Origin of the sequence: Mumia sp. zg.B53 (assembly GCF_019550935.1) — a bacterium.
Lineage (GTDB): Bacteria > Actinomycetota > Actinomycetes > Propionibacteriales > Nocardioidaceae > Mumia.
Window position 1 is genome coordinate 606,929 of sequence record NZ_JAHWCK010000001.1, and the last position, 16,476, is coordinate 623,404.

The window sequence follows — 16,476 nt, forward strand, 5'->3', positions numbered from 1 at the left end:
AGCTGAACGGGCTCGGACCCGGGGTGACTGGACGCCACCCCGGGTCCGCTGCCACGACCGTCACGATAGGACTCGAGGCCCTACCTGGCGATCACGGCGCTGCCGAAACCTTGATCTTGCCGCTCTTGATCTCGTCCGCGTAGCCGTTGAGCTCACCCTCGATGTCGTCGACGTACCCACCGGAGGTGGCGTAGCCGACGCCGTCGGACTTGAGATCGTAGACCTTGTAGCCGACGAGCGGCTTGCCCTCGTCGACTGCCTTGATCGCGTCGAAGCTGGCGACGTCGACGCGCTTGAGCATCGAGGTCAGGATGTGCGGCTTCTCGGACTTCGAGGCGGTCAGCCACTGGTCGGAGTCGACGCCGATGGCCCACATGCCGTCACCGGCCTCGACAGCGGCCTGGAAGACACCGGCACCCGAGCCGCCGGCGGCGTGGTAGACCACGTCGGCGCCCTGGTCGAACATCCCGGTTGCGGCGGCCTTGCCCCCGGCGGGATCGTTGAAGCCGCTCGCGTCGGACTCCTCGATGTACTTCACCTGGACCTTGATGTCCGGCTTGGCCTGCTTGGCGCCTGCGACGTATCCGGCCTCGAACTTGTTGATGAGGTCGGAGTTCACGCCGCCGACGAAGCCGACGGTTCCGGTCTTGGACTTGAGTGCCGCGGCAGCGCCGACGAGGAACGAGCCCTGCTCCTCGGCGAACCCGAGGTAGGCGACGTTCTCGTTGGGCTGGTCGTCGGGATCGAAGCCGTCGACGACGTCGAAGTTGACCTCCGGGTAGTCCGGAGCGACCTTGTTGACCGACTCGCTGTAGAGGAAGCCGACCGCGAGGATCGGGTTGTGGCCTCCGTCGGCGAGCTGGCGGAGACGGTCCTCACGAGCGGACTCGGCCTCGCCGTCCTGGGCCTCGGCCTCGGTGCAGGTGGCGTCGAGCTCGTCGACGGCCTTCTTGACGCCGACGGCGGCGGCGTCGTTGAAGGACTTGTCGCCCTGACCGCCCACGTCGTAGGCGATGCCGACGTTGGGGCCGTCCCCCTTGGCGGCCGCGCAGTCGAGCGCGTTGCCGCCCGACTTCGCCGTGTCGTCATCGCTGTCATCGTCGCTGCCGCAGCCGGCGAGAGCCAGCGCAGCCACCGCGGCCAGCGCGGTGATCTTGCCCATTCGACGCAAGGGGACTCCTCAGTCAGGAAATTTGTTCGTGCCCGGGCCAGGCCCGGAGGATTTTCGAACCATAACCCCGACGTCTGCGGCACGAACCACAGACCCCCAGGTAGATGCGCACTTGTTATCGGCGCCACACCGGTCCGCGCGGGGTGGTCAGACCGTCGCGCTCGCCAGCGCCGACATGGCGAGGACCTTCGCGCCGATCGCCACGGCCCGCTCGTCGATGCGCAGGTTGCCCTGGTGGAGGTCGTACGTCGGTCCGCCAGGAGTGCGGGTCCCGAGCCGTCCCATCGATCCAGGGACCGACTCGACGAACCAGGCGAAATCCTCGCCTCCGAGGCTCTGGCTGGTCGTCGTCACGGCGGTCGGGCCGAGGGCGACGGCGACCGCGTCGCGCAGGATCTCGGTCGACTCCACGTCGTTGACGACCGGCGGGACGCCCTGGGTGTAGGTGACCTCGGCATCCACGCCGTACGGAGAGACGATCTCGCGGACGAGCGCCCGCACGAGGTGCTCCGCCTCGTGCCAGGCGGTGGCGTCGAGCATGCGCAGCGTCCCCGAGGCCTCGCCGGTCGCGGGGATGACGTTGGGAGCGCTGCCCGCGTTGATGCTGCCCCACACGAGACTGGCCCCGGCGCGCGGGTCGAGCCGTCGCGAGAGCGCCGCGGGCAGCTGGGTGCAGAGCGTCGCCAGGGCGAAGGTGAGGTCCTGGGTGAGATGAGGACGCGACGTGTGGCCCCCACGGCCGCTGAGCTGGACCCGCACCCGGTCGGCGGCACCGGTGATGGAGCCCTCTCGCAGCCCCACGAGCCCGACGTCGAGAGAGGGGTCGCAGTGCAGCGCGAACGCCCGCGAGACGCCCGACAGCGCGCCCGCGGCGAGGATCGACAGCGCACCACCGGGCATCACCTCCTCGGCGGGCTGGAACACCAGCCGCACCCGGACAGGGAGCCCTCCGTCGTGCGCGTGCCGCGCGAGGGCGCCGGCCGCCCCGATGAGGGCCGCGGTGTGGACGTCGTGGCCGCACGCGTGCGTCACACCGGGCACGGACGAGCGCCACGGGTCGGAGGTCTTGTCTGTGATGGGCAGGGCGTCGAGATCGGCGCGCAACGCCACGACGGGTCCCTCGGCGTCACCGACCTCGGCGACGAGCCCTGTCGGGTCCAGTCGCGTCGACTCGATCCCGAACTTGTCCAGCCAGCCCGCCACGACGTCGGTGGTGCGGTGCTCCTGCCAGGACAGCTCCGGATGGGCGTGCAGGTCACGGCGGACGTCGAGCAGGTCGGGCACGAGTGCGTCGACGGCCGCGACGAGGTCCGCGGGCGTGGGCATGGCCTCAGGTTATCGCGAGGTCTCGGTCGCACCGCCCCGGCCGGCGGCAAGTCGGCGGCCCGCACCTGCTCCAGGTGCGGGCCGTCGGACGGACGTCGGTCAGTCCTTGCCCTTGGCGAGCGCTCCGAGCAGGTCGCGGTTGAGCCGCGAGATCGTCTCGAGCGGGATGCCCTTGGGGCAGGCTGCCGTGCACTCGCCGATGTTGGTGCAGTTGCCGAAGCCCTCGGCGTCGTGCTGCTCCACCATGCTCACCACGCGCTCGGCGCGCTCGGGCTGTCCCTGCGGGAGCAGGCCGAGGTGGGTGATCTTGGCGGCGGTGAAGAGCATCGCCGAGCCGTTCGGGCAGGCGGCGACACAAGCGCCACAGCTGATGCAGGCGGCCGCCTCGAAGGCGCGGTCGGCGTCTTCCTTGGGAACGGGGAGGTTGTTGGCCTCGGGCGCCGATCCGGTCGGAGCGCTGATGTAGCCGCCCGCCTGGATGATGCGGTCGAACGCCCCGCGGTCGACGACGAGGTCCTTGACCACCGGGAAGCTCGCCGAGCGCCACGGCTCGATGTCGATGACGTCGCCGTCGTTGAAGGACCGCATGTGCAGCTGGCAGGTGGTCGTACGCTCCGGGCCGTGCGCCAGCCCGTTGATGACCACGCCGCACATGCCGCAGATGCCCTCGCGACAGTCGCTGTCGAAGGCGATCGGCTCCTCCCCCTCGAGGGTGAGGCGCTCGTTGAGCACGTCGAGCATCTCGAGGAACGACATGTGCTCCGAGACGTCGTCCAGCTCGTAGCCGACCATCGTGCCCTGGTCGGAAGTGTTGGCCTGACGCCACGCACGAATGGTGATCTTCACTTGTAGCTCCGCTGCTTCATCTCGACGTTCTGGTACACCAGTGCTTCCTTGTGCAGGACCGGCTTGCCGCCGTCCCCACCGAACTCCCAGGCCGCGACGTAGGCGTACTCGTCGTCGTGACGCAGCGCCTCACCGTCCTCGGTCTGGCTCTCGACACGGAAGTGGCCTCCGCAGGACTCGCGGCGGTGGAGCGCGTCGATGCACATCAGCTCGCCGAGGTCGATGAAGTCGGCCACCCGGCCGGCGCGCTCGAGGGTCTGGTTGAGGTCCTCGTTGACGCCGGTCACCTTGACGTCTCGCCAGAACTCCGTGCGCAGCTCACGGATGAGCTCGATCGCCTTGAGCAGCCCGCCCTCGGACCGCGCCATGCCGCAGTACTCCCACATGATGGTGCCGAGCTCGCGGTGGAAGGAGTCGACCGTCCGGGTGCCGTTGATCGACAGCAGCTTCTCGATGCGGTCGGTGACCTGCTGCTTGGCCTCGACGGCAGCGGGGTGCGACTCGTCGACCGGCTCGTACGGGCCGTCGGCCAGGTAGTTCGCCAGCGTGTTGGGCAGGACGAAGTAGCCGTCGGCCAGACCCTGCATCAGCGCGCTCGCCCCGAGACGGTTCGCGCCGTGGTCGGAGAAGTTGGCCTCGCCGGTCACGAACAGGCCCGGGATGGAGCTCTGCAGGTCGTAGTCGACCCACAGCCCGCCCATCGTGTAGTGCACGGCCGGATAGATCCGCATCGGCGTCTCGTACGGGTTCTCGCCCGTGATCTGGGCGTACATGTCGAAGAGGTTGCCGTACTTCGCCTCGACCGTGGCGCGTCCGAGGCGGGCGATCGCGTCGGCGAAGTCGAGGTAGACCCCGAGGCCGCCGGGACCGACGCCACGGCCCTCGTCGCAGACGTACTTGGCGGCGCGCGAGGCGATGTCACGAGGCACGAGGTTGCCGAACGCCGGGTACTGGCGCTCCAGGTAGTAGTCGCGCTCCTCCTCGGGGATCTCCGCGGCCGGACGGTCGTCGCCGGCCTTCTTGGGGACCCAGATGCGGCCGTCGTTGCGCAGCGACTCGCTCATCAGGGTGAGCTTGGACTGGTAGGCGCCCGAGACGGGGATGCAGGTCGGGTGGATCTGCGTGTAGCAGGGGTTGCCGAAGTAGGCGCCCTTGCGGTGCGCCCGCCAGGGCGCGGTGACGTTGGACCCCATCGCGTTGGTCGACAGGAAGAAGACGTTGCCGTAGCCGCCGGTCGCGAGGACGACGGCGTCGGCGAAGTGCGACTCGATCTCGCCGGTGACCATGTCCCGCACCACGACCCCGCGGGCGCGGCCGTCGGCGACGATCACCTCGAGCATCTCGTGGCGGGTGTGGTTGACGACGGTCCCCGCGGCGACCTGACGCTCCAGCGCCTGGTAGGCGCCGATCAGCAGCTGCTGGCCGGTCTGGCCGCGCGCATAGAACGTGCGCGAGACCTGCACGCCGCCGAACGAGCGGTTGTCGAGGAGTCCGCCGTACTCACGGGCGAAGGGCACGCCCTGGGCGACGCACTGGTCGATGATCTCGACCGAGACCTCGGCGAGCCGGTAGACGTTGGACTCCCGGCTCCGGAAGTCGCCGCCCTTGACCGTGTCGTAGAACAGCCGATAGATCGAGTCGCCGTCGTTGCGGTAGTTCTTGGCGGCGTTGATGCCACCCTGCGCGGCGATCGAGTGCGCCCGTCGCGGGCTGTCCTGGTAGCAGAAGCTGGTGACCTGGTAGCCGGCCTCACCCAGGGTGGCAGCCGCCGAGGCGCCGGCGAGGCCGGTCCCGACGATGATGACCTTGAGCTTGCGGCGGTTGGCCGGGTTGACCAGCTTGGCCTCGAAGCGGCGGGTCTCCCAGCGCTTGGTCACGTCGACGTCGGGCGCCTTCGTGTCGGCGATCGGGGCGCCGAGGTCGTAGAGGTCGGTGAAGTCGTCGGTGCGTTCCGAGACGTTGACGGTCATGGGGTCAGCCCACCCATCCGAAGAAGATGGCGAACGGCGGGATCAGGAAGCCGATGGTGATGATTCCCGAGACCGCGTACGCGAGAAGGTTGAGGTTGCGACGTGCCTTGGCGCTGGTGTTGGCGCCGAGGGTCATGCCCGCGGCCCACACGCCGTGACGGAGGTGGAAGCCCACCGCCAGCAGCGCCACCGTGTAGGCGAGCACCATGTACCACTCGCCGAACGTGTTGAGGACCCGCTCGTACGGGCTCGGCGAGGCGCCGCCCGGGGCGATGTCGTTCGTCGTGAGGTTCAGCAGGTGGAAGATGATGAAGAGGAAGATGATCACGCCGCCCCACCGGAGGGTGAACGACGCGTAGCTGCGCTGGAAGCCGCGCTTGTTCTTCTTCGACTTGTATCGGGATCCCGGGGAGGTGCGGGTCGCCTTGCGGTCTCGGATCGTCAGCACCACGGCCGCGTAGACGTGGGCGATGATCGCCGCGAGCAGCACCACGCGGATGATCCAGAGGAGTCCCTCATAAGGGAGGAGCGGCTCGCCGAGCGTGCGCAGGTGGTGCGAGTACTCGTCGAAGGCCGCCTGGCCGCTGAAGACCTTGAGGTTGCCGTACATGTGGAGCAGGAGGTAGCCGACCATGATGAGGCCGCTGACCGCCATGAGTGCTTTGAGCGCGACCGTGGAGCGTCGGGCGCCCGGTCGCGGTTTGGTGATCTCGGTTGTCGCCACCCGCTCACGATAGGCCGCACTGCACCGACTGCGCTAAGTCATACTGAGGCTCACTTTCATAGCCAACAGGCATGGCACACTGGAGTCGTGCAGATCCAGCAGCTGACCTACTTCGTCGCGGTCGCCCGCACGCGGCACTTCACCCAGGCCGCGGACGACTGCGGCGTCTCTCAGCCGAGCCTGTCCAAGCAGATCCGAGTGCTGGAGAACTCGCTCGGCACCGCGCTGTTCGAGCGTGAGCGTGGAGCCGTCCGGCTCACCCCCGCCGGCGAAGCGCTTCTCCCCCACGCCCAGGAGATCATCATCGAGCACGACGAGGGCCTGCGCGCCGTCAGGGAGGTGGCCGGCCTCCAACGCGGTCGCGTCCGCGTCGGGGCGACGCCCTCGATGTGGGAGGGCCTGATGGCCGACGCCCTGATCGCCTTCCGTTCGACCTACCCGGGGATCGAGCTCGAGGTGACCGAGGGCGGTTCCCGCACCTTGACCCGCGCGCTCGGCCGAGGAGACCTGGACCTGGCGCTCGTGATCGTGCCCCTGCGCAGCGACGATCCCGACCTCGTCGCCACGCCGCTGCTGCGCGAGCGCCTGGTGGTCGCCGGGCCCGCAGACGCGCCGGCTCCCGGCAAAGATCCCCTCGCCGTCCGCGACCTCGAGGGCGTGCCGCTGGTGATGTTCCGCGAGGGCTACGACCTGCGCGACACCACGATGAAGGCCTGCCTCGACGCTGGCTTCGAGCCGACCCTGGCGATCGAGGGCGGCGAGATGAACGCGGTCCTGCGGTTCGTCGAGGCCGGGCTCGGCTACGCGGTGGTCCCCGGCATGGTGCTGCCGTCACGCCCGTCGCTGCGCGGCACCCCGATCGGCGAGCCGGAGCTCACCCGGACCATCGCGCTCGCACACCGCCGTACGGAGGCGCTCCCGCTGGCCCCCCGCGCCTTCCGGGACCTCCTCGTCGAGCACCTGCGCGGGCTCGCCGCCGAGGACCTGGGCGTCGACGTGGACCTGATCGGCTGACCCTGCCTCTCAACCTGCCTCGGCCCCGAGTCAGCGAGAGACCGTGGCCACCACGTCGTCGGGGATGGTCGGGTGGTTGCCGCCGGAGATGACGACGACCACCGTCTCGCCCTCGCGGACGTCCGCCTTGCCCGCGACCAGCGCCGCCAGCGCGGTCACACCTCCGGGCTCGGCGAGCACCCGGCACTCGTCCCACAGCAGACGTCGTGCGGCGAGGATCTGGTCGTCGCTGACCAGCATCGGCTCGGCTCCGAGCTCGCGGGCGACCGCGAACGCCCGCTCACCGGTCCGCGCCGCGCCGAGCGAGTCCGCCGCCACCCCCGACACCTCGACGTCGACCCGCGCACCGGCGGCCAGCGCGGCGGTGAGCGAGGGGCAGCGGTCCGGCTCGACGGGGACCACCGGGATCTGGTCGCGCAGGGCGAGCGCGGTGCCGCTGTAGAGCCCGCCGCCACCACACGGCACCAGGACCCGTCGGGCGTACGGCGCCTGGTCGCCGATCTCGACCCCGACCCCCGCCGCCCCGGCCACGATCGTGTCCTCGTCGTAGGCGTGCACCGGCACCACGGCGCGGCCCTCCGCCCAGGCACGCGAGGCCTCGTACGCGGCGGCGTACCAGCCGTCGACGACGTGCGCGGTCGCCCCGTACTGCTCGATCCGCCGCACCTTCTCGGTCGGAGAGGTCGAGGGGACGAAGACGTCCGCCTCGATGCCGGCGATGCCGCAGGCCCACGCCACCGCGGCACCGTGGTTGCCGCCCGACGCGGCCACGGCACCTGTCGTGCCCTCGGGCATGCTCAGCACCGTGTTGAGCGCGCCGCGCGCCTTGAACGAGCCGGTGTGCTGCAGCAGCTCGAGCTTGAGCAGGACGCGTCCGGCGACCCCGACGTCTCCACCGTCGATCTCGACGACCGGAGTGCGGCGCACGAGCGGGCGCACCCGTGCGTACGCCTCCTCGATCTCGGCGTTCGAGGGCAGTCTTCTGGTCACAGTGTGTTCCTCGCCTTGTCGTGCCGGAGCCAGGCCCACGCTGCCACAGCCAGGCCGGCCAGGAGCAGGAGGACGCGCGACGGCGTGGCCGTCTCCTCTCGCCCTGGCGCCGCCTGCGGCGCTGGGGCGAGGCCTGCCGGAGTGACCTCTGCGCCGACCGACGGCACGATCGTGGGTTCGACGACGACGCCGCGCGTGCGGGACTCGGGCGAGGTCAGCGCCCAGGAAGCGCCGTAGATGGTGAGCTGGGCGAAGAAGTGGATCCAGACCAGCAGCGTCACCGCGAGCGCCAGGGACGCGAGTCCCCCACCGGCAGCGGCGTCCAGGACGAACGACGCGAGCTGTTTGATCGCCTCGAACCCGATCGCTGCGAGGAACGCGCCGCGCCACAGGGCGTGCGGGGGCACGTCGGTGTGCGGAAGGATCGCGTACATCGCGAAGAACAGGAGGGTGCTCGAGGCGACGCCCAGCACCACGCTCAGCACGCCGACGGCGATCTCGATCGGCAGGCTGTAGATCCCGATCCGGTCAAGAAGGTCACCGGTGTAGCGGGTGACCGCGCCGGAGATCCCGACCGAGAGCAGCAGGATGATGCCGACCAGCACGAGCGTTGCGAGGTCGCGCAGCTTGCCGGGCAGGAATCCGTACGTCCGCTTGGGCGGCACCACGAACGCCGCCTCGAGCGACGTCCGCAGGTTCGAGACGAAGCCGAGGCCGGTGTAGAGGACACCCAGGACACCCAGCACACCGGCGATGTTGCGGCTCGCCGCGATCTGGTCGAAGGAGATCATGCCGTCGGGCGGTGGGCTCTGCGTCGTCACGATGCCGGGCAGGATCTGGTCGATCGCGGTCTCCAGCGCATCCTGCGCGCCGGGGACGTACTCGGAGAGGTAGCCGACGACGAAGAAGGCCAGCGCCAGGATCGGGAACACCGAGAGGAACCCGAAGTAGGTGATGCCTCCCGACAGGATGTTGCCGCGTACCGCGATGAAGTGCGCGACGGTCCGGGCCACGTGGTCCACGAACGGTCGTCGACGACGTACCGACGCGAACCAGGCCTTGACCCGCTCGATCAGCCTGCCCAACGACGCTCCCCCCGTCCGCGCGTCCGCGACCTCAGCCGAGCTCGAACTCCTGGTACGGAACCCATCCCACCTCGTCGTCGTGCCGGTACGCCGCGAACGCGCGGACCTCGAACTCGCACGAGAAGTCGGCGAGCTCCTCGTAGGCCCGGTCGAGCGCGGCCTCGCTCACGCGGTGCGCGACGGTGACGTGCGGGTGGTAGGGGAACTCGAGCTCACCCTCGTCGAGCAGCCCGTCGCGGATGTGCTTGGCGAGCTGCTCGGTGCTGGAGATGCCTTCGCTGACCGCGACGAAGACCACCGGGGAGACCGGCCGGAACGTGCCCGTCCCCCGGAGCCTCATCACGAACGGCTCGATGGCACGAGCGTCCACGCGGAGCTTGTCGTTGACCATCTCGAGCGCACGCTCGGAGACCTCCATCGGCGGGAGGAGGGTCACGTGGGACGGGATCAGCGCAGCCTGGGTGTCGCCGAACTCCGCGCGGTGCTCGCGCAGCTCGCTTCCCCAGGGTTCGGGGACGGGAATGGCGACGCCGATCGTGGGCATGGCGACCACCCTAGCGCTCGGCCGTACGGGCTGGCCGGGCAGCGAGTGATCCCCGCCGACGGCTCGTGTCAGCGTGCGCGGACGAACCCCACACGGTCGTACACGTCCCCGAGCGTCTTGGACGCGACCTCGCGTGCCCGCTGCGCGCCGTCGCGCAGGACGGCGTCCAGCTCGGCCTTGTCGGCCAGCAGCGCCTCGGTGCGTTGGCGCAGCGGTGTCACGAAGTCGGCGACGACCTCACCGAGGTCGACCTTGAAGGTGCCGTAGCCCTGGCCACCGGCGTACTGGGCGACGATGTCGTCGACCGACCGCCCGGTGAGGGCCGAGTAGATCGAGAGCAGGTTGGACACACCCGGCTTCTCCTCAGCGTCGAAGCGCACCTCCGCCTCGGAGTCGGTGACCGCGCCCCGGATCTTCTTGGCCGCCGACTTGGGCTCTTCGAGGATCTCGAGGATGCCCTTCGGCGACGACGCCGACTTGCTCATCTTGATCGTCGGGTCCTGCAGGTCGAGGATCTTGGCGGTGTCGGCGACGATGAGCGGCTTCGGCACGGTGAAGGTGTCGCCGTAGCGGCTGTTGAAACGCTGCGCGAGGTCGCGGGTCAGCTCGAGGTGCTGACGCTGGTCCTCTCCGACCGGGACGCCGTCGGCCTGGTAGAGCAGCACGTCGGCAGCCATCAGGACCGGATAGGTGAAGAGCCCGACCGAGGCCTGCTCGATGCCGCCCTTGGCCGACTTGTCCTTGAACTGCGTCATCCGGCGGGCCTCGCCGAACCCGGTGATGCAGTTGAGGACCCACGCGAGCTCGGCGTGCTCGGGGACATGGCTCTGGACGAACAGCGTCGCCCGCCGCGGGTCGAGGCCGAGCGCGATCAGCTGCGCGGCGGCACGGTAGGTCCGGGCGTGCACGACGGCGGGATCGAACGCGACGGTGATCGCGTGCATGTCGGGGATGAAGTAGAACGCGTCGTGGTCCTCCTGCAGCGCCACCCAGTGCCGCACCGCGCCGAGGTAGTTGCCGATGTGGAACGCGTCCGCGGTCGGCTGGATCCCGGAGAGCACACGGCGGGGCGAGGTAGCGGCGTCAGGCATGCTCCGATTCTGCCAGCCCCTCCTCGGGCGGCGCCTCCGGATTCGCTGCGGCGGACTCGGGCTCGACCCGCAGGCGCGCTGCGCGGCGCCCGTCCATCGCGGTCACCGTCAGGCGGTACCCGTCGATCGGCACCGACGACCCCACCTCGGGGATCCGGCCGAGCCGGGCCACCAGATATCCCGCGACCGTCTCGAACGGGCCTTCGGGAAGCTCGATCCCCGTCTCGTCGGCGAAGGCGTCACGGTTGAGCAGCCCGTCGACCTCGACGGCGCCGCCGAGCAACCGGGTCGTCTCGGAGTCGGCGGTGTCGTACTCGTCGCGGATGTCGCCGACCAGCTCTTCGACGAGGTCTTCGAGCGTGACGATCCCGTCGGTGCCGCCGTACTCGTCCACCACGATCGCGAGATGGGTGTTGGCACGACGCATGTCGGTCATCGCGGCGAGCACCGGCCGCGTCCCGGGGATCATCACGACCTGACGCACCAGCTCACCGACCCGTACGGCGCGGTCTCGCATGCCGGGGTCGAACAGGTCGCGGACGTGGACGAAGCCGTCGACCTCGTCCGCGGTCCCCCGGATCACCGGGTAGCGGGAGTGCGGCTTCTCGCGGGCCAGCTGCACGGCCTTGTAGACCGGCAGCGAGCTGTCCATGAAGTCGACCTCGGTCCGCGGCAGCATCACCTCGCGGACCTGGAGGTCACCCGCGGCGAAGACGTCCTCGACGATGCTGCGCTCCTCGTCCGAGAGACCCTGCGTCGTCTGGACCAGGCCCCTCAGCTCCACGTCGGTGATCTCCTGCCGGGCTGCCGACGGGTCGCCCCCGAGCATCCGCACGACGACGTTCGTCGACACCGACAGCAGCCAGATCACCGGCGTCGCGAACCGGGCGATCGCGTCGACCCCCGGTGCGAGCGCGAGCGCGAACGCCACGGAGTGCTGCATCGCGAGGCGCTTGGCGGTGAGCTCCGAGAAGACGATCGACAGGTACGAGATGACGACGGTGGTGAGGATCAGCGCGGCGACGGAGGCGACGCCGGACGACAGGCCGAGCTCCTCGAGGAGCGGGCTCAGGTCGTTGGCGAGCGTCGCGCCACCGAAGGCGGCCGACAGGAACCCGCTGAGGGTGACACCGATCTGCACCGCCGACAGGAAGCGGTTCGGGTCCGACGCCAGTCGCGCGACGGTCGCGCCGCGCTTGCCCCGGTTGGCGATCTCGGGGAGCTGGGAGTCACGGAGGGAGACGAGCGCCATCTCCGCCGCGGCGAACACACCGCCGAGGAGGATGAACACGAGCACGAGGGCGATGTTCCACAGGGTCTCGTCCACCCCTCCAGCGTAGCGAGACGCCATGCGCGAGGATGGCTCGCATGACTGCAGCCGAGCCCGTTCCCGATGGTCAGGTCGGTGTCTGGGCGGCTCCCGGACGCGTGAACCTGATCGGCGAGCACCTCGACTACGTGGGCGGCCCGGTCCTCCCCATCGCGATCGACCTGCAGACCACCGTGAAGGCTCGGCGGCGCACGGACGGCCGTGTGCGCGTGTGGTCGGGGATCACCGACCGGTCGGTCGAGTTCGGCGCCGACACCGCCCCCGGCGACGTCGACGGATGGGCGCGCTACGCGGCAGGCACCGTGTGGGCCCTCGCAGAGTCCGGCCGTACGACCGGGGGCGCCGACCTCGTGATCTCCTCCGACGTCCCCCTCGGCGCCGGCCTCTCCAGCTCGGCCGCGATCGAGTGCGGTATCGCGGTGGCGCTGGCCGGCCTGGAGGGCTGGGAGGTCGACCCGGTCGAGATGGCCCTGATCTGCCAGCGGGGCGAGAACGACTACGCGGGAGCCCCGACGGGCTCGATGGACCAGCTCGCGTCGATGTGCGGCGAGCAGGGGCACGCGCTGCTCATCAAGACGGCCTCTGCACCGCCGACCGTCAAACCGGTCCCCGCGCACTGGGTGGACGACGGCTACGCCCTGGTCGTCGTCGACACGCGGGCCAAGCACAGCCACGCCGGCGGCGAGTACGGTCAGCGGCGCGCGCAGACCGTCGAGCTGACCGAGCTCCTCGGCCTGGAGACGCTGGCCGCCGCACCGCCCGACGCCGTCCTCAAGGTCGACGACCCCACGCTCAAGGCCCGGCTCCGGCACGTGATCACGGAGACGCAGCGGGTGCGGTCGGCGGTGCGCGCCCTCGCCGCTCGCGACTGGCCGCAGCTCGGCCAGCTGATGACCGCCTCCCACGTGTCGTTGCGCGACGACTACGACGTGAGCGCCCCCGAGCTGGACCTCACCGTGGAGGCGGCCCTCGAGCACGGTGCACTCGGGGCCCGGATGACCGGTGGGGGCTTCGGCGGCAGCGCGATCGCGCTGGTGGAGGCCGGTGGTGTCGACGCACTGAGGGCGGCCGTGGCTGCGGCGTTCGCCAGGATCGACTTCCCCGCGCCCCGCACGTTCGTGGTCGAGCCGGCCGACGGGGCACGGCGCGTCTCCTGACCCGTCTGCCCGCCGTCCGCCGGCGGGTCGTCGGGCGCACCGCCGCCTGGTGGCGGTGCGATGATGGCGCCGTGACCCAGGACGTGGACCTCCCCCGCCGCATCGCCTACCAGGGCGAGCCCGGCGCCAACTCTCACATCGCGTGCGCCGACGCCTACCCCGACTGGGAGGCGATGGCCTGCGCATCGTTCGAGGATGCGTTCGCGGCGGTGACCGACGGACGAGCCGGGTTGGCGATGATCCCGATCGACAACACGCTCGCCGGACGCGTCGCCGACATCCACCACTTCCTGCCGACGTCGGGGCTGCACATCGTCGGGGAGTACTTCCTGCCCATCCACTTCGACCTGCTCGCGGTGCCCGGGGCGACACTCGACACCATCACCGAGGTCCACAGCCACGTCCACGCTCTCGGTCAGTGCCGCCGCATCATCCGCGAGCGCGGGCTGCGACCGGTGATCGCCGGCGACACCGCGGGCGCCGCCCGCGAGGTCGCCGAGTGGGGTGACCCGACCAAGGCAGCATTGGCGACCCCGCTCGCCGCGAGGACGTACGGCCTGCAGACACTGGCCACCGCGGTCGAGGACGAGGAGCACAACACGACCCGCTTCGTCGTCCTCTCACAGCAGCCGCAGACCGCTCCGCGGGGCGACTGGCCGACCGTGACGACGTTCGTCTTCAACGTGCGCAACATCCCCGCCGCGCTCTACAAGGCGCTGGGCGGCTTCGCGACCAACGGCATCAACATGACCAAGCTCGAGAGCTACATGGTCGGCGGCACCTTCACGGCGACGATGTTCCTCGCCGAGGTCGACGGCCATCCCGAGGAGCCGGCGTTGGCCCGCGCACTGGAGGAGCTGGCGTTCTTCTCGACCGACGTTCAGGTCATGGGCGTCTATCCGGCGCACCCTCACCGGTTCGCCGAGGCGTAGCCTCGTCGACCCGGGCGGCTTCTCGGCTCCGGTACCCGTCCAGGGCGATCAGGGCGGCCTGCGTACGGGCACTCTCGGCCGCTGCCTCGGCAACAACCCGAGCCGCCTCCCAGCGCCGCTGCTCGTAGGCCAGTCGTTCGCGCTCGCGCAGGCGTTCCCGCGCGCGCTCCGCGCGGCGGACCCAGAGCTCCACGGACTCACAGATGACGAAGACGACGCCGCCGACGGTGCGGACCACCCACAGCCAGAACGGCGGGTCAGGCCAGACGAACATCATCCCCGTGGCCGCGAGCATGACGATCAACCCGGCGTGGCTCAGCGCGAGCCCGACTGGCCGCACCCCGAACGACCAGCGCGGTTCATCAGGACGGCGCGAGGCCGACACGACGTCGACGATCGCCCACGCGACGAGCAGCGTCACTCCGCCGAGCAGGACGGCGCCGTCATACGCTCGCCGCCAACCGATCGGCAGCATCACCACCACGATCAGCCCTAAACCCGACGACAGGAGGGCGGAGGCCGCGACCTCGACCGGGGAGCGCTTCTTTCGCAGCGCGCGCGGGAGCCGTCGATCGCCTCGACGAGACATGGCCGGACTCTACCGCCGTTTCGGGTCGCGAAACACAGTTCCAGTCATACGAGGCTCTCTTCTTCCATCGAGCGCCGCACCATTCGTCGCCTCGGCTCGGGTACCCCGATGTCGCTCGCCTCCCTGACGCCTGACCTGGCGGCTGCCTAGGGTGGAGGTACGGGTGGGAATCCTGCGGGCCCGTCCGCTGTTGAACACCGCAGACGCACAGACGCACCCGATCGAAATGGACGTGACATGGCAACCACTGCCCTGACCTCCGACAGCTTCATGGACACCATCTCCTCCGACGGCATCGTGCTGGTGGACTTCTGGGCCTCCTGGTGCGGCCCGTGCCGCCAGTTCGCCCCCGTGTTCGAGGCCGCGGCCGAGAAGAACGAGGACATCAAGTTCACCAAGGTCGACACCGAGGCGGAGCAGGATCTCGCCGGTGCGCTCCAGATCACCTCGATCCCGACGCTGATGGCCTTCCGTGACGGCATCCTCCTCTTCAACCAGCCCGGGGCGCTGCCCGCACAGGCGCTCGACCAGGTGATCGACGCCGTACGCGAGGTCGACATGGACGAGGTCCGTTCCCAGGTCGCCGAGCAGCAGGCACAGCAGGGGCCGGCGCAGCAGGCCTGACCCTCCGCACGCACTCTCCGACAGCCCTCTGGCCCCGTGGCCAGGGGGCTGTCGCGCATCCGCACGGTGGGCCCGCCGTACGCTGTGCGGCATGTCCGCCACCACCTCCACGTACGTCCTGACCCTGACCTGCCCCGATCGCCCGGGGCTGGTGCACGCCATCTCGTCGTGGATCGTGGACCGCGGAGGCAACATCGTGGACGCGCAGCAGTTCACGGACGCGACGGCGCGACGGTTCTTCCTGCGGGTGCACTTCGAGAGCGTCGGTGACCCGTACGACGTGGACGCGCTCCGAGGCGGGTTCGCTCCGGTGGCCGACGAGCACGCGATGACGTGGAGCCTGGTCGTGGCCGAGGCGCCGTGCCGCACGCTGGTGATGGTCTCCAAGGAGGGTCACTGCCTCAACGACCTCCTGTTCCGGCAGAGCATCGGCGCTCTCAACATCGAGATCGGCGCCGTGGTCTCCAACCACACGACCCTCGAGCGGCTGGCGAGGTCGTACGACGTCCCGTTCCACCACGTGCCGGTGACGGCAGCCACGAAGGCGTCGGCCGAGGAGCAGGTGTTCGGCCTCGTCGACGAGCTGGGGATCGACCTCGTGGTCCTGGCGCGCTACATGCAGATCCTGTCCGACGACGCCTGCCGGCGGCTCCAGGGACGGGCGATCAACATCCACCACAGCTTCCTGCCGAGCTTCAAGGGCGCCAAGCCGTACCACCAGGCGTACGAGCGCGGGGTCAAGCTCATCGGCGCCACGGCCCACTACGTGACCGCCGACCTCGACGAGGGCCCGATCATCGAGCAGGACGTCACCCGGGTCGCTCACCAGCAGGACCCGGCCTCGCTCGTGCAGGCGGGCCGCGACGTCGAGACCCGTGTGCTCTCGCGGGCCGTAGGCCTGCACGCCGAGCAGCGCGTCCTGCTCAACGGCTCCCGGACCGTCGTCTTCCCCTGAGCTGAAGGGCTGCGACGGCGCCGCGCCCACATCGTGAGAATCGGCGCCTGCATGCCCCTGTGTCGCTATAGTCGAGTAATCTACTCGGGATTAGTAACTCACTGGCTACAGCGCACAAGGCGCACGTC

General features: G+C 70.0%; 16 protein-coding genes. 5 read left to right on the plus strand and 11 right to left on the minus strand.

Features of this window, described 5'->3' with window-relative positions; all coding sequences use genetic code 11:
- Positions 1 to 91: 91 nt before the first annotated feature.
- The 5 genes from KV102_RS02995 to KV102_RS03015 form a co-directional block, all read right to left on the minus strand.
- Positions 92 to 1,162, minus strand: a complete 1,071-nt coding sequence (locus tag KV102_RS02995) for a BMP family protein (protein WP_220345271.1) — start codon at positions 1,160 to 1,162, stop codon at positions 92 to 94.
- 156 nt (positions 1,163 to 1,318) lie between these two features.
- Positions 1,319 to 2,497 carry an amidohydrolase gene (locus KV102_RS03000; RefSeq protein ID WP_220341944.1) on the minus strand — a complete coding sequence of 393 codons (1,179 nt, stop codon included), beginning with the start codon at positions 2,495 to 2,497 and terminating at the stop codon, positions 1,319 to 1,321.
- 99 nt (positions 2,498 to 2,596) lie between these two features.
- Positions 2,597 to 3,343, minus strand: a complete 747-nt coding sequence (locus KV102_RS03005; protein WP_220341945.1) for a succinate dehydrogenase/fumarate reductase iron-sulfur subunit — start codon at positions 3,341 to 3,343, stop codon at positions 2,597 to 2,599.
- A complete protein-coding gene (locus KV102_RS03010; protein WP_220341946.1) occupies positions 3,340 to 5,313 on the minus strand; it encodes a fumarate reductase/succinate dehydrogenase flavoprotein subunit in 1,974 nt (657 codons plus the stop codon). Before KV102_RS03010 ends, KV102_RS03005 begins: the two co-directional genes overlap by 4 nt.
- A 4-nt stretch (positions 5,314 to 5,317) precedes the next feature.
- The gene (locus tag KV102_RS03015) at positions 5,318 to 6,037 is read right to left on the minus strand and encodes a succinate dehydrogenase cytochrome b subunit (RefSeq protein ID WP_220341947.1); all 720 of its coding nucleotides are present in this window, start codon (positions 6,035 to 6,037) and stop codon (positions 5,318 to 5,320) included.
- A gap of 87 nt (positions 6,038 to 6,124) precedes the next feature.
- On the opposite strand from KV102_RS03015, the gene KV102_RS03020 reads away from it, so the two are divergent.
- Positions 6,125 to 7,051, plus strand: coding sequence for a LysR family transcriptional regulator (locus tag KV102_RS03020; RefSeq protein WP_220341948.1), 927 nt, complete (start codon positions 6,125 to 6,127; stop codon positions 7,049 to 7,051).
- 30 nt (positions 7,052 to 7,081) lie between these two features.
- Here KV102_RS03020 and KV102_RS03025 read toward each other — a convergent pair whose 3' ends face one another.
- The 5 genes from KV102_RS03025 to KV102_RS03045 form a co-directional block, all read right to left on the minus strand.
- Positions 7,082 to 8,041: a serine/threonine dehydratase gene (locus KV102_RS03025; protein WP_220341949.1), complete on the minus strand. Its 960-nt coding sequence runs from the start codon at positions 8,039 to 8,041 to the stop codon at positions 7,082 to 7,084.
- Positions 8,038 to 9,126 carry a YihY/virulence factor BrkB family protein gene (locus KV102_RS03030; RefSeq protein WP_220341950.1) on the minus strand — a complete coding sequence of 363 codons (1,089 nt, stop codon included), beginning with the start codon at positions 9,124 to 9,126 and terminating at the stop codon, positions 8,038 to 8,040. The genes KV102_RS03025 and KV102_RS03030 overlap by 4 nt, the downstream gene beginning before the upstream one ends.
- A gap of 31 nt (positions 9,127 to 9,157) precedes the next feature.
- Positions 9,158 to 9,670: a 2'-5' RNA ligase family protein gene (locus KV102_RS03035; RefSeq protein ID WP_220341951.1), complete on the minus strand. Its 513-nt coding sequence runs from the start codon at positions 9,668 to 9,670 to the stop codon at positions 9,158 to 9,160.
- Between the two features lie 68 nt (positions 9,671 to 9,738).
- Positions 9,739 to 10,761, minus strand: coding sequence for a tryptophan--tRNA ligase (gene trpS / locus KV102_RS03040; RefSeq protein WP_220341952.1), 1,023 nt, complete (start codon positions 10,759 to 10,761; stop codon positions 9,739 to 9,741).
- Entirely contained in the window at positions 10,754 to 12,088 is a 1,335-nt protein-coding gene (locus tag KV102_RS03045; RefSeq protein WP_220345272.1) for a hemolysin family protein, read from the minus strand. The genes trpS and KV102_RS03045 overlap by 8 nt, the downstream gene beginning before the upstream one ends.
- Positions 12,089 to 12,129: 41 nt before the next feature.
- Between KV102_RS03045 and galK the strand changes: the two genes are divergently transcribed.
- Positions 12,130 to 13,248 (plus strand): galactokinase, encoded by a 1,119-nt coding sequence (gene galK, locus KV102_RS03050; protein ID WP_220345273.1) that lies wholly within the window; start codon positions 12,130 to 12,132, stop codon positions 13,246 to 13,248.
- Between the two features lie 71 nt (positions 13,249 to 13,319).
- On the plus strand, positions 13,320 to 14,180 hold the full coding sequence (locus KV102_RS03055) for a prephenate dehydratase (protein WP_308290212.1): 861 nt from the start codon (positions 13,320 to 13,322) through the stop codon (positions 14,178 to 14,180).
- Here KV102_RS03055 and KV102_RS03060 read toward each other — a convergent pair.
- On the minus strand, positions 14,134 to 14,769 hold the full coding sequence (locus KV102_RS03060) for a hypothetical protein (protein ID WP_220345274.1): 636 nt from the start codon (positions 14,767 to 14,769) through the stop codon (positions 14,134 to 14,136). The two genes, KV102_RS03055 and KV102_RS03060, sit on opposite strands and share 47 nt — an antisense overlap.
- 237 nt (positions 14,770 to 15,006) lie before the next feature.
- Between KV102_RS03060 and trxA the strand changes: the two genes are divergently transcribed.
- Together trxA and purU are read left to right on the plus strand one after the other, a co-directional pair.
- Positions 15,007 to 15,393: a thioredoxin gene (trxA, locus tag KV102_RS03065; RefSeq protein ID WP_220341956.1), complete on the plus strand. Its 387-nt coding sequence runs from the start codon at positions 15,007 to 15,009 to the stop codon at positions 15,391 to 15,393.
- 91 nt (positions 15,394 to 15,484) lie between these two features.
- Positions 15,485 to 16,348 carry a formyltetrahydrofolate deformylase gene (purU, locus tag KV102_RS03070; protein WP_220345275.1) on the plus strand — a complete coding sequence of 288 codons (864 nt, stop codon included), beginning with the start codon at positions 15,485 to 15,487 and terminating at the stop codon, positions 16,346 to 16,348.
- Positions 16,349 to 16,476: the final 128 nt, after the last annotated feature.

Excerpts from the sequence above, each read along its gene's own strand:
- KV102_RS02995 (WP_220345271.1), bottom strand. The coding sequence starts at position 1,162 with ATGGGCAAGATCACCGCGCTGGCCGCGGTGGCTGCGCTGGCTCTCGCC.
- KV102_RS03000 (WP_220341944.1), bottom strand. The coding sequence starts at position 2,497 with ATGCCCACGCCCGCGGACCTCGTCGCGGCCGTCGACGCACTCGTGCCC.
- KV102_RS03010 (WP_220341946.1), bottom strand. The coding sequence starts at position 5,313 with ATGACCGTCAACGTCTCGGAACGCACCGACGACTTCACCGACCTCTAC.
- KV102_RS03035 (WP_220341951.1), bottom strand. The coding sequence starts at position 9,670 with ATGCCCACGATCGGCGTCGCCATTCCCGTCCCCGAACCCTGGGGAAGC.
- trpS (WP_220341952.1), bottom strand. The coding sequence starts at position 10,761 with ATGCCTGACGCCGCTACCTCGCCCCGCCGTGTGCTCTCCGGGATCCAG.
- galK (WP_220345273.1), top strand. The coding sequence starts at position 12,130 with ATGACTGCAGCCGAGCCCGTTCCCGATGGTCAGGTCGGTGTCTGGGCG.
- KV102_RS03060 (WP_220345274.1), bottom strand. The coding sequence starts at position 14,769 with ATGTCTCGTCGAGGCGATCGACGGCTCCCGCGCGCGCTGCGAAAGAAG.
- trxA (WP_220341956.1), top strand. The coding sequence starts at position 15,007 with ATGGCAACCACTGCCCTGACCTCCGACAGCTTCATGGACACCATCTCC.
- purU (WP_220345275.1), top strand. The coding sequence starts at position 15,485 with ATGTCCGCCACCACCTCCACGTACGTCCTGACCCTGACCTGCCCCGAT.